This window comes from Halobacillus sp. GSS1 (genome assembly GCF_017307035.1).
Classification (GTDB): domain Bacteria; phylum Bacillota; class Bacilli; order Bacillales; family Halobacillaceae; genus Halobacillus; species Halobacillus litoralis.
In genome coordinates this window covers 962,845-975,076 of record NZ_JAFLHE010000001.1, presented here as the reverse complement: position 1 = coordinate 975,076, position 12,232 = coordinate 962,845, and the positions used below count along the sequence as shown (strand labels likewise).

The 12,232-nt window shown below is 43.8% G+C and carries 16 protein-coding genes; all 16 read left to right on the top strand.

What is annotated here, in order from left to right:
- Nucleotide 1 precedes the first annotated feature (1 nt).
- Nucleotides 2-559, top strand: a complete 558-nt coding sequence (gene efp / locus J0K78_RS05155; protein ID WP_160914942.1) for an elongation factor P — start codon at nucleotides 2-4, stop codon at nucleotides 557-559.
- 869 nt (nucleotides 560-1,428) lie between these two features.
- On the top strand, nucleotides 1,429-2,406 hold the full coding sequence (gene spoIIIAA, locus J0K78_RS05150; RefSeq protein WP_206945690.1) for a stage III sporulation protein AA: 978 nt from the start codon (nucleotides 1,429-1,431) through the stop codon (nucleotides 2,404-2,406).
- Nucleotides 2,351-2,860: a stage III sporulation protein SpoIIIAB gene (gene spoIIIAB / locus J0K78_RS05145; RefSeq protein WP_206945689.1), complete on the top strand. Its 510-nt coding sequence runs from the start codon at nucleotides 2,351-2,353 to the stop codon at nucleotides 2,858-2,860. Before spoIIIAA ends, spoIIIAB begins: the two co-directional genes overlap by 56 nt.
- A gap of 37 nt (nucleotides 2,861-2,897) precedes the next feature.
- On the top strand, nucleotides 2,898-3,104 hold the full coding sequence (gene spoIIIAC / locus J0K78_RS05140; RefSeq protein ID WP_008637060.1) for a stage III sporulation protein AC: 207 nt from the start codon (nucleotides 2,898-2,900) through the stop codon (nucleotides 3,102-3,104).
- Nucleotides 3,105-3,107: 3 nt separating this feature from the next.
- Entirely contained in the window at nucleotides 3,108-3,500 is a 393-nt protein-coding gene (gene spoIIIAD / locus J0K78_RS05135) for a stage III sporulation protein AD (protein ID WP_160914936.1), read from the top strand.
- A 19-nt stretch (nucleotides 3,501-3,519) separates the two neighbouring features.
- A complete protein-coding gene (gene spoIIIAE, locus J0K78_RS05130) occupies nucleotides 3,520-4,686 on the top strand; it encodes a stage III sporulation protein AE (RefSeq protein ID WP_206945688.1) in 1,167 nt (388 codons plus the stop codon).
- A gap of 10 nt (nucleotides 4,687-4,696) precedes the next feature.
- A complete protein-coding gene (spoIIIAF, locus tag J0K78_RS05125; RefSeq protein WP_206945687.1) occupies nucleotides 4,697-5,299 on the top strand; it encodes a stage III sporulation protein AF in 603 nt (200 codons plus the stop codon).
- The gene (gene spoIIIAG / locus J0K78_RS05120; protein ID WP_206945686.1) at nucleotides 5,292-5,921 is read left to right on the top strand and encodes a stage III sporulation protein AG; all 630 of its coding nucleotides are present in this window, start codon (nucleotides 5,292-5,294) and stop codon (nucleotides 5,919-5,921) included. The genes spoIIIAF and spoIIIAG overlap by 8 nt, the downstream gene beginning before the upstream one ends.
- A gap of 12 nt (nucleotides 5,922-5,933) precedes the next feature.
- Complete coding sequence (locus tag J0K78_RS05115) at nucleotides 5,934-6,485, top strand: SpoIIIAH-like family protein (RefSeq protein WP_160914929.1); 552 nt, start codon at nucleotides 5,934-5,936, stop codon at nucleotides 6,483-6,485.
- A gap of 437 nt (nucleotides 6,486-6,922) precedes the next feature.
- Nucleotides 6,923-7,432 (top strand): acetyl-CoA carboxylase biotin carboxyl carrier protein, encoded by a 510-nt coding sequence (gene accB / locus J0K78_RS05110; RefSeq protein ID WP_206945685.1) that lies wholly within the window; start codon nucleotides 6,923-6,925, stop codon nucleotides 7,430-7,432.
- Between the two features lie 16 nt (nucleotides 7,433-7,448).
- Complete coding sequence (gene accC, locus J0K78_RS05105) at nucleotides 7,449-8,807, top strand: acetyl-CoA carboxylase biotin carboxylase subunit (RefSeq protein ID WP_160914925.1); 1,359 nt, start codon at nucleotides 7,449-7,451, stop codon at nucleotides 8,805-8,807.
- Between the two features lie 15 nt (nucleotides 8,808-8,822).
- The gene (locus J0K78_RS05100) at nucleotides 8,823-9,230 is read left to right on the top strand and encodes an Asp23/Gls24 family envelope stress response protein (RefSeq protein ID WP_160914924.1); all 408 of its coding nucleotides are present in this window, start codon (nucleotides 8,823-8,825) and stop codon (nucleotides 9,228-9,230) included.
- A gap of 160 nt (nucleotides 9,231-9,390) precedes the next feature.
- Entirely contained in the window at nucleotides 9,391-9,768 is a 378-nt protein-coding gene (gene nusB / locus J0K78_RS05095) for a transcription antitermination factor NusB (protein ID WP_206945684.1), read from the top strand.
- Nucleotides 9,769-9,790: 22 nt separating this feature from the next.
- The gene (folD, locus tag J0K78_RS05090) at nucleotides 9,791-10,642 is read left to right on the top strand and encodes a bifunctional methylenetetrahydrofolate dehydrogenase/methenyltetrahydrofolate cyclohydrolase FolD (protein ID WP_206945683.1); all 852 of its coding nucleotides are present in this window, start codon (nucleotides 9,791-9,793) and stop codon (nucleotides 10,640-10,642) included.
- An 11-nt stretch (nucleotides 10,643-10,653) separates the two neighbouring features.
- On the top strand, nucleotides 10,654-12,006 hold the full coding sequence (gene xseA, locus J0K78_RS05085) for an exodeoxyribonuclease VII large subunit (RefSeq protein WP_206945682.1): 1,353 nt from the start codon (nucleotides 10,654-10,656) through the stop codon (nucleotides 12,004-12,006).
- Entirely contained in the window at nucleotides 11,996-12,232 is a 237-nt protein-coding gene (locus tag J0K78_RS05080) for an exodeoxyribonuclease VII small subunit (RefSeq protein ID WP_089651772.1), read from the top strand. Before xseA ends, J0K78_RS05080 begins: the two co-directional genes overlap by 11 nt.

Genomic DNA, 12,232 nt, shown 5'->3' with positions numbered 1-12,232 from the left:
AATGATTTCAGTAAACGATTTTCGTACAGGTCTAACGATTGAAGTGGATGGAGATATTTGGCAAGTAATGGATTTCCAACACGTAAAACCAGGAAAAGGAGCGGCCTTTGTTCGTTCGAAACTCCGTAACCTCCGCAACGGAAATATTCAGGAAAAAACGTTCCGTGGTGGTGAAAAAGTAGAACGTGCTCACATTGAAAACCGCAAAATGCAATATCTTTATGCGAATGGCGATATGCACGCGTTCATGGATATGGAGACATATGAACAAGTGGAAATTCCTACAGCTACTATCCAGGAACAATTGAACTATTTGAAAGAGAACATGGAAGTCCAAATCCAGTCATACGAAAGTGAAACAATCGGTGTTGAACTGCCGAAAAACGTTGAGCTTGAAGTTACAGAAACAGAACCTGGCATTAAAGGTGACACAGCAAGTGGCGGTACAAAACCTGCAACGCTTGAAACCGGGCTTACTGTTCAAGTGCCATTCTTCATCAATGAAGGGGAAGTATTGGTCATCAGTACGACAGATGGCAAATACGTATCCCGTGCATAATTTTGCGCTTCGAAAAGAACTTGTCCGATCCGGACAGGTTCTTTTTTTTTGTGTGAAATATCTATGACCCAAGGAAAAGACTTTTCCATATAAGCTCCCGTTTGTGGAAGACTCAGTTTCGAGACTTTTGTTGAGTGGATGGGGGCTGCGGGGAATAGCTCGCTTTCCGCGGGAGCGCGGTGAGCCTCCTCGGACTGCGTCCTGTGGGGTCTCACCCTGCACTTTTTCCTCCTAGATATCCGGTTCCGGCGCCTAGCGTCTAGTGAGACTTCCCTCGCTTCTGTACGATAAGTCAACATCGAATCACTTCGTTCTTCGTGTTTCCTTTATCTCCTCCAGCTCAGTCCAGTCCATACGCCGCTGATCAAGGCGCCTGCACACTTAAGATAGGAGTCTCGCCATTCCCCTCCGCCCCTTTGCTATATCAGTGTGTCGAAACCACTTCATGAATAATCAGCTATTCTATTTGATGAGAGTATAAGGATAATACTCCCAAGCCGAGGTACTTGAACCCTGAAAGCTTGATACAGAGCGTTTTATGCCTACAAAAACCGGGATAGTGGAAGACCATCCAACTTTGGTGAAGGGCTTCGTTAACCCCCTCTTTGAATGGGGTGGTTGGAAAGCGAGTAGCTTCCCAACCACCCCTGACGCTCAACCCTGGCAACGAACCCCGGAAAGTCCCGAAACTGAGTATTCAAGAAACCTGCCATATAGCTTAATATGAGTGTGGTAAATAGTTTCTATCAACTGCTCTATCACCCCTCTAGTTCCTCTCTCAAAATCTTCTAGTTTTATACCATTTCACAGTCATAAGCCCGTAAGAAGCACATACATATGAAGTAAACCTAATAAAGGAGTAGGAGAGGATGAAGGAGATTATACGTTTGTTCCCACCCTCTATCCAACATCTCTTAAAAAGTGAGGTCCAGTGGAAGAGTGTGCAGGAGATCCGTTTAAGGATTGGTCGTCCGATAGAGGTTCTTGAAAATAATCGTCATGATTCCATTGAGGCTGTAGTGATGACTGTTGATCACCTCTCTTTCGTCCTGAACCAGATCAGTCAGTTCTCCCTCTACCGTTTTAAGGAAGAGTTGAAAGAGGGTTTTATTACGATTGAGGGTGGCCACAGGGTAGGTTTGGCTGGAAAGACGAACACCCATCAAGATCATGTCGAAACACTAAAGCACATATCATTTATGAACATTAGGGTTGCTAGAGCTACTTCAGGGAATGTTGAGCCTCTTATCCCATACCTTTATCAAGCGGGGCGGTGGATGAGTACGATGGTTATCGGACCTCCACATTCAGGGAAAACCACACTCCTGCGGGAATTGGCGCGTTACATTGGATCTGATCATAAGGGATACAGCGCAGCGAAAGTCGCCATTGTGGACGAGCGTTCCGAAATAGCTGCAAGCATGAAAGGGGTCCCTCAACTGGATGTTGGGTTCCGCACAGATGTGATGGATGCTTGTCCTAAAGCGGAAGGCATGATGATGATGATCCGTTCCATGTCGCCAGAAGTGTTAATTGTAGATGAAATAGGTGGACAGAAAGATGCCGAAGCTGTCCGTGAGGCGACGTATACAGGTGTAGAAGTTATATGCAGTATTCATGGTCAGAGTTTTACTGGAATCAGGAAACGTCCATCAGCAAAACAGTTGATGGAGGAGGAAGTGTTTCAACGTTATGTTGTCTTGGAACGGATGTCTCCTCAGAAAGAAAGAAGATGGACAGTATTTGATCAATCGGGAGAAGTACTAGGCCATGGGAAGGGGAGGGAATCAAATGCAATGGATCGGGGCTGTCATCGTGTTAACCGTTACGACCTGGGCAGGGTTTGATATGGCTTCCCGTTTCAAAAAGCGCCCAGGGCATATTCGGCAATGGAAAAACGCTTTACAGATGATAGAAGCTGAGATGATTTTTGGACAATCTTCGTTGCTGGAAATGTGTGAGAATTTATCCAGACATTTACCGAAACCCATTAACCAGTTTTTTGAAGGTATTCTGAATGAAAATGGAGTTTGGGATGACTTCTATTCCTTGTGGTCGAAGCAGCTAAAGAAACACTGGTCATTAAACGCGATGGGGAAAAACGAATTAGAAATACTGATGCAGTTTGGAAGGACGCTTGGCCAGCACGACCTGGAGCAGCAGCAAAAACAGATCCAACTAACCATTCATCACCTGGACCGCGAACTGAATGATGCCCTGGAAGTCGGTGATCAATATCAAAAGATGGCGAAAGGAATGGGGATATTAAGCGGGCTGCTTGTCATTATTTTAATCATTTAGAAGGTATAGGCATTTTACAAAAGGGGGAAGAGGCATTGTGCTCCAAGATGCAACGATATTATTCCAAATAGCTGGTGTAGGTATTATTGTCGCGATGATCCACAGCATCCTGAAACAGATGGGTAAAGAAGAAATTGCACAGGCTGTGACTTTGACTGGTTTCATCATTGTCTTATTTATTGTACTCCACAGGCTCGCTGATCTGTTTCAGCAAATCAAGTCTGTTTTCCTTTATCAGGGGTAACCCATGGATATTATTCAAATTGTTTCATTAGGATTAGTAGCGGCCCTGTTGATTTTACTATTAAAGGAACACAAATCTTCGGTCGCTTTTCTTCTCCTTTTATTCACGGTCATCATCCTGTTTTTAACCATTCTTGATCAGGTCAGGCATATCTTTGCACTATTGTCTTACATGGCTGAAAAGGCTCAGGTTGAACCTATGTATTTCAAGACGATCTTGAAAATCATCGGCATTGCCTATATCGCAGAATTTGGAGCCCAACTTATTCGAGATGCCGGGCTCAACTCCCTGGCTTCTAAAGTGGAATTAGCAGGGAAATTGTTTATATTAATGCTTGCCATACCGATTGTAACAGCTGTGATCGAGACCATTTTGAATTTCATTCCAGGTGCATAGGAAACTCGGGAGGGATGCCATGAAACGGATGTTGTTGTGTTGTCTAATCGTGATCGGTTGCTTGAACTCTCCAATCATCGTTGCTGCATCTCCCTCCCCTGCTGATCCTGATATTTCTATGCTCGATCATATATCTACAGAAGAGTTGGAGGACAATTGGAATCAATTGAACCAGCAGTATGGAGAGTATCTTCCCAATTTTCATACGAATAACTTTCGTGAATTTATCCAAAGTGAAAGTTCGGTTGAATCATCGGATTGGTTTTCAGGAATACTGGAATTCTTCTTTCATGAGCTTCTCTTCAACGGGAAGTTACTTGCTTCCTTATTGTTCTTAACACTTTTCAGTACTTTGCTTCACTCGGTGCAGTCGGCATTTGAGGATTCTGTAGTCAGTAAGATTGCATACATGGTGGTTTACCTTGTTTTGTTGACGCTTGCACTGGAGAGTTTTAGGCAAGTCATTGAATATACACTAGGGGCCATTGAACGAATGAGCAGCTTCATGATTGGGTTGATTCCTCTGCTTCTTGGAATCATGGCTTCCTTCAGTCACCTGATGTCCATATCCTTTTTTCACCCTATTATTATTGCTCTTGTCCAATCAAGCGGCCTGCTGGTCAAGTACTTACTGATTCCATTGTTTGCTTCCTCCGCTCTTTTGTTAATTGTGGGAAGTTTGAATGAGACATACAAAGTAGATCAACTGGCTGAACTTCTAAGAAAAACAGGTATGGCGATCATGGGAGTGTTTTTAACTATCTTTCTTGGTGTGATATCTGTTCAGGGTACAGTGACTGCGGTACAGGATGGGATCACAATGAAAACCGCTCGTTTTGTTACCGGAAATTTTGTTCCTGTTGTGGGGAGGTTGTTCACGGATGCCACCGATACAATCCTTGGGGCTTCCCTTGTACTAAAAAACACCCTGGGAATTGCCGGAGTGGTCATATTACTTGGAATCGCAATATTTCCAGCTATTAAGGTGTTAGCCATTGCTCTCATTTACAAAATTGCTGCAGCTCTTCTTCAGCCACTCGGGGACGGGCCGATCATTCAGGCGATGGACGTTGTCAGCAGGCACATTCTTTATATTTTTGCTGCACTATTAATGGTTTCTATGATGTTCTTTCTTGTCATCGTCATTATGGTGGCGGCTAGTAATATTACGATGATGGTCAGATAGGGTGGTGAATATGGAGTATCTCATTGAGTGGATCACAAAGATTGTTCTCTTTCTTTTATTGGCGATGGTAGCAGACGCCCTTCTCCCGTCCGGTGTCATGAAGAAGTACGCCCGTCTGGTCATGTCTATTTTGCTGCTACTGATCTTTATGGGGCCACTCTTACAAATTTTAAACATTGATCCTGAGAGTCTTATACAACGCGCTGACCAGACCATGCAGCAACAAATGGACGCAGAAGTATTTGAGGAAAATGTAGAAGCAAAGAAAAATGAAATACTCGAAGGACAAGATGCATATAAATTAGAACAAGTTACCCAGGCGCTTGCAGCTGAAATTGAAACGCCATTGAAAGAAGAACAAAACCTGGTTCTCGTCAATGCTGAAATGAGCTTCCATCAACAGCCTTACAGTTTAGAAACGTTGGACAAGCTGACCCTCACGCTTTCACGTGATGAACAGACCCAGTCGGTCGAAGATGTAGAGATCTCTATCATGGAAGAAGGGGAGACAGAAGAAGAAAAACAAGATCCAGAATTAATAAAATGGATCGCTGACTATCTTGACTTGAACAAGGAACAAATCATTATCCGCTGGGAGGATGAGGATGAATAAATGGTGGAACAAGCTGACGGAACCTCTATCTAACAAAGAGGGGAGAAAGCTGAATAAGACTAAGTATTTAATCGCCATTGGCATTATCGGAGTGTTGATAATTCTAACAAGCAATTGGTTCCAGCCGAGCGATTCTCCTTCACCGGCCCTCGATGAAGGAAATGTGCCAAGTCAAGCCGGGGAGAACGCAGCGGCTGCACAGACTCCTGAAATGACGGACTCTATTTCCCAGTTGGAAAAAGAGTATGAAAAACAGCTTAAGCCTCTTCTTGAAAACATTCAAGGGGTATCCGCTGTGGACATTATGATCAACCTGTCATCGACACATAAAAAAGTGTACGATAAAAATTTAATCGTCGGAAAACAAACAACCAAAGAAAATGATAAGAACGGAGGGGAACGTGAAATTGAGGATTATTCGAGAGAACAGCAGTTAGTTCTCGTCCGCCAAGGCGATCGGGAGGTTCCGCTGCTAACGCAAACATCTAAACCGGAGGTAAGCGGAGTTTTCGTAACAGCTGCGGGGGTCGATCAAATGCAGGTGAAAGCATGGGTGGTGGAAGCTGTCTCTAGAGTTTTGGATGTCCCGACTCACAGGATTTCTGTTTTGCCTAAACAATAAGGAGGGGTTACTTTGGTTAAAAAACAAACGGTTTGGTTGTTGACAATGTTGAGTCTCTTGATTGTGCTGAGCGTATATTACATGACTTCCCCGGACAATGGTGAAATGGCCTTTATACAGGAAGATGAATGGGCAGAGATTACAGAAGATGCTGCTGGCGAAGAAGGGGTAGAAACTACTGGCGATGGCACAGTCATCTCTCAGATTTCTACAGACGAGCTTTTCTCAGCCATCCGCCTCGATATGCAAAATCAACGGGATCAAATGCAAGAACAGCTATCAGAAATCGTTGCCTCCAGTGATTTTAGTACAGAAGAAAAAAATGAAGCCTTAGAAAAAATGGAGACAATCAAAGCCAACCAATCCAAAGAATCCATCATCGAAAATACCATTCGTGCCAGTGCTTCCTATGATGATGTACTAGTAAGAGCGGAAGATGATGTCGTCCACGTTACGGTGAAAGCAGCTGAACTATCGAAAACAGAAACGAACAACATCATCCAAATGGTCTCTGACGAATTTGGCCAGAAAGAAGTCCAAGTACAATTCCAGCCAGCAGGCTGAAAATAAAACAAAAGCCTCACTCCTTCAAAAAAGGAGTGAGGCTTTTGTGTCGTTTGTCTTCATTTATTAAGCTATCTGGCAGGATTGTAGGACACTCAGTTTCGAAATGTTTGTGTCTCGTTGCTGTATTGAGTGTCATGGGTGGCAGGGAAGCTACTCACTTTCCTGGGGAGATGACGGCAAGCCTTCTCGTGCTTCGCACTGTGGGGTCTTGCCAGCCAATCCATTCTAACAGGAGTCTCGCAGCCCCCATCAACTCAACAAAAGTATCGGTGCTGAGCTTTCCAGAAATGGGAGCTATTGTGGGATAGTTGTCAGAATATTACTGGAGGTTATTCTTGTAGCGAGTTGCAGGGAGGTGGTAATGTATAATAGAATATGAAGAGGTATTAGTACCAGTTTATAAAAAGTAACTTTACATAAGAGGGGTGCCACAAATGCTAAAGGTACAAGAAATCAGAGAAATCATTAAATTGATTGATCAATCCAATATCGATGAGTTTTCTTATGAAGCAAATGGAACTAAAGTTCACATGAAAAAGCCACAGGGACAGGTTGTTGCTGAACCAGTACAAGTCCAACAGCCAGTACAAGCTCCACCAGAAACAGAGCCTAAACAAGAAGCTGCCGTGCAAGCGCCTAAACAAGAGGTCAAAGAAGAAGCAGCAGAAAGCGAAGCTCCAAAAGCCCAAGGTAGTGCCGATTACGATGCAGAGGTGAAATCACCGATGGTCGGAACTTTCTATGCATCTCCTTCACCTGAAGAGGATGTGTATGTGAAAGTCGGAGACTCAGTTAAAGAAGATTCCGTCGTCTGTATCGTTGAAGCGATGAAATTATTTAATGAGATTGAAGCGGAAGTATCAGGGGAAATCGTTGAGATTCTCGTTAAAGACGGTGAACTAGTGGAATATGGTCAGCCGTTGTTCCGTGTGAAGTCCAAGTAAACGGGGGTTTGAGACGTTGATTAAAAAAGTTCTGATAGCAAACAGAGGAGAAATCGCTGTGCGTGTCATCCGCGCTTGTAAAGAGATGGGGATTGAAACGGTAGCGGTTTATTCCGAAGCTGACAAAGAAGCGTTGCACGTTCAGATGGCTGATGAAGCGTATTGTGTTGGACCGACGCTCAGTAAAGATAGTTATTTGAATTACACGAACATTATGAGCCTAGCTACATTGACGGAGACAGATGCGATCCATCCAGGATACGGCTTCCTTTCGGAAAATGCAGAGTTCGCTGAGATGTGTGAAGAGTGTAACATTACTTTCATTGGGCCATCCTCTTACGCCATTCAAAAGATGGGGACGAAGGACGTCGCTCGTGAAACGATGAGAGAAGCAGGGGTACCGGTTGTTCCTGGTTCATCAGGTATTATCAAGGATGAAGAGGAAGGGCTGAAAGTAGCTGAAGAGATCGGTTACCCAGTCATTATCAAGGCAACAGCAGGCGGGGGCGGTAAAGGTATTCGTGTAGCCCGCAACGAAGAAGATTTGAAAAAAGGAATTCGTATGACGCAGCAGGAAGCAGAGACAGCTTTCGGTAACCCTGGCGTCTATATCGAAAAGTTCATTGAAGATTTCCGCCACGTCGAAATTCAAGTACTTGCCGATAACCATGGTAACGCCGTACACCTTGGTGAAAGGGACTGTACCATTCAACGCCGCCTACAGAAGTTGATTGAGGAAACGCCATCTCCGGCGATTACGGAGGAAATGCGTGCGAAAATGGGAGATGCAGCAGTAAAAGCAGCTCTTGCCGTCAACTATTCAGGTGCGGGTACCGTTGAGTTCATCTATGACAAAGAAGATGATTCTTTCTACTTCATGGAAATGAACACAAGAATTCAGGTGGAGCACCCAGTTACGGAAATGGTTACAGGTGTAGATTTGATTAAAGAAATGTTATTGATTGCAGACAACAATGAACTTTCTTTCAAACAGGAAGAGATTGAATTCGAAGGCTGGTCCATTGAATGCAGGATCAATGCAGAAAACCCTCACAAAAACTTTATGCCTTCGGCGGGGAAAATCGATATGTACCTTCCTCCTGGAGGTCTTGGTGTCAGAGTGGACTCAGCAGCATATCCTGGCTACATGATCCCGCCTTATTATGATTCTATGGTCGCTAAGCTGATCACGTATGGTCGTGATAGAGATGAAGCGATTCGCCGGATGAAGCGTGCCCTTGATGAATTCGTCATTGAAGGGGTTCATACTACAATTCCTTTCCACCAACGGATGATGGAACATGAAGTATTTGTTGGCGGAGACTTTAACACAAAGTTTTTAGAGAAATATACTATAATGAAGGATGAATCATAAAAAGGAGTGGTCATTGTGAGTGATAAGCAATTGTTGAATGTGACAGATGGATCGACATTAGGTAACATCGAGATTGCTCCTGAAGTCATTGAAGTGATCGCTGGAATTGCTGTTTCAGAAGTGGCTGGTGTTGCTTCGATGAGAGGCAATTTTGCATCAGGCGTAGCTGAGCGTCTTGGTGGTAAGAAGAACCACGGAAAAGGCGTGAAGGTGGAGCTCACTGAGAATGGTGTCTTGATTGATGCTTATGTAGTCATGGATTATGGAATTTCCATACCTGACACGGCACAGAAAATTCAGGACAACACAAGGCAGGCGCTTAAAAACATGACAGCACTTGATATTAATGAAATCAATGTCCACATTGTCGGCGTACAAATGGAAACAGGGAAAGAGGAAGAAGTGGAAGTAGAAGAATTGTAAGAGTAATCAGAAAGGGGGAGACCCCTTTCTGATTTTTTGTTTTACTCCTGGCCCTTTCGATTTGATGAGCGGCAAAATTTTGCTATCACCTGATTACAATGGCTTTTATCAAGCTAAAATGTTATTATTCTAACGGATATTACCTTAAAGGAGAATGAAGATGAAACGACGCACAGCACGTGAAAAAGCTTTCCAGGCGCTTTTTCAAACGATTACGAGTGATATTGAAACCGATGAGGCCATTGCTCATGTAGTCGAAGGCCAGGAAGTGGACGAGTTTTTATATGATCTTGTACATGGAGTCATCCAAAATCGAGAAGAGTTGGATCAGTGGATTTCTGACAATCTTGACAATTGGACGTTCCCACGGTTAGCCAAAGTAGAGAAGACTGTCCTGCGCATGGCAGCCTACGAAATAAAATACAAAGAAGACGTCCCTTCGCAAGTAGCGATAAATGAAGCGATCGAGCTCGCAAAAATTTTCGGAGAAGAGGAATCCGGTAAGTTTGTGAACGGCGTATTATCTAAAATGGTTTAAACAAATAAGGGGGAAATGGGATATGTCAGCAGAAGTGATCTATGGAAAACAACTGGCAGAAGATCTGCGTCAAGAAATGAAAAATGAAGTGAGTGAACTGCATACAAAGGATATTCGTCCGAAACTGGTCGTTGTCATCTTAGGTGAAGATCCTGCTTCCATGTCTTACGTAAAAGGAAAGCAGCGCGCTTCCGAGAAAATCGGTATGGATTCTGATCTGATTGAATTACCAGTAGAAACTTCCGAACGAGAACTGCTGGACTTAATTGAAAAGTTAAACCAGGACCATACTGTTCATGGAATTCTTGTTCAGTTACCAGTACCTGACCATATTTCTGACCAAAAAATCATTGAAGCCATCCATCCAGATAAAGATGTGGATGGATTTCATCCGGCGAATGTCGGAAAAATGATGACAGGCCAGGACACCTTTTATCCATGTACACCATATGGAATCCTTGTCATGCTTAAACGCGCAGACATTAAGCTTGAAGGAAAGCACGTGGTCATCATTGGTCGAAGTAACCTGGTAGGGAAACCTGTAGGTCAATTGCTGCTTAACGAAAACGCAACCGTTACCCATTGTCACTCCCGTACTAAACATTTGCAGTCACACACGAAGCAGGCAGATATTCTTATCGTTGCTGCAGGTAAACCTTCCTTGATCTCTGGCGAAGATATCAAAGAGGGAGCGGTTGTGATCGATGTTGGAGTTAACCGTGTGGATGGTAAGCTGACAGGGGATGTGGACTTTGAGTCTGCGAAAGAAGTAGCTTCCCATATCACTCCCGTTCCTAAAGGTGTAGGTCCGATGACCATCACTATGCTCCTCCATAATACGATTAAAGCTGCTAAGCGAATTCATAATCAGTAAGGAGGATGGGTATGCAGGATCAGTACTTGAGCGTTACGGCACTAACGAAGTACATTAAACGTAAACTTTCAGGGGATCCGCATTTGAAAACGGTTTGGCTCAGAGGAGAAATTTCGAATTTCAAACACCACAGTCGAGGGCATATGTATCTTTCCTTAAAAGATGACCAGGCCCGAATTCAGTCTGTTATGTTTGCTGGGAACAACCGGTCCCTGAAATTCATTCCTGAAAATGGAATGAATGTCCTTGTCAAAGGGGAAATCAATGTTTATGAACCTATGGGACAATATCAGTTGTATATTAAAGAGATGCAACCGGACGGGATCGGAGCCCTTTATTACGCTTTTGAGCAATTAAAGGAACGATTGGAAAAAGAGGGCTTATTTTCACTTGAACGTAAAAAGCCTCTCCCTACATACCCAAAACACATTGGTGTCATTACTTCTCCGACGGGAGCAGCTGTACGGGATATCATGACAACGATAAAAAGGCGTTATCCTATCGTACCAGTCACAGTTTTGCCTGTCCTTGTCCAAGGTGAGCGAGCGGCCTCTTCTGTTGTCAATGCTATTCAATATGCGAACGAAAAAATGGATGTTGATGTGCTTATTGTTGGCAGGGGCGGTGGTTCTATTGAAGATTTATGGGGGTTTAATGAAGAGGTGGTTGCCAGAGCGATCGCGGCCTCTGAAATTCCCATCATCTCAGCTGTGGGTCATGAAACTGACACAACCATCAGTGATTTTGTGGCAGATGTAAGGGCAGCGACTCCTACAGGAGCTGCTGAAATTGCTGTTCCGTCAATTGTAGAGTTGAAGGATCAGGTCAAGTCGATGGATCATCGCCTCCATAGGGTAATGGAAGTGAAAAAGACAGAGGCCAAGCAGCAATTGGAACGTCTGAAAAAATCATATGCTTTTAAATATCCTGAACAGATGATGAAACAAAAAGAGCAGGATTTGGATCGGGTTATTGAACGTATGGCAATCCAAATGAAGCACCTCCATCAAGCGAGCCATGTTCAGTGGGGAAACATGGCTCGAAGGTTACGACAGCAAGGTCCGGAATTGAAGATTAAAGAAGGTGCAGAATCTCTGGAACGGCAAAAGAAACAATTGCAGAAGCGGTTTGAGTCCCTTTTTCAGCATAAAAAGGAACGCTTCTATACGAATGTCGATAAACTGACCTTAGTCAATCCTTTAGACATTATGAAGCGAGGCTTCGCTGTTCCCTTTGATTCAGCAGGAGACGTCATAAAAAGTACTTCTGAGATTACAAAAGGTCAATCCCTTTCCTTGAAAATGCAAGACGGAATCGTTGATTGTCACGTAACGGAGGTAAAGGAGGATGAAAATGACAGATAAGCAGGAAACCATCAGTTTTGAGGAAGCGATGAAACAGCTCGAAGAGATCGTGGAGAAGTTAGAAACAGGAGAAGTTCCCTTGGAAAAAGCGATTCAGTATTATCAGGAAGGCATGAAGCTCTCCAAGCTTTGTAGTGAAAAGCTTGGAAATGTGGAGACTCAAATGCAGCAGATCATGAATGAACACGGAGAGTTGGAACCCTTCTCTGTCCAGGAGGAAGACTGA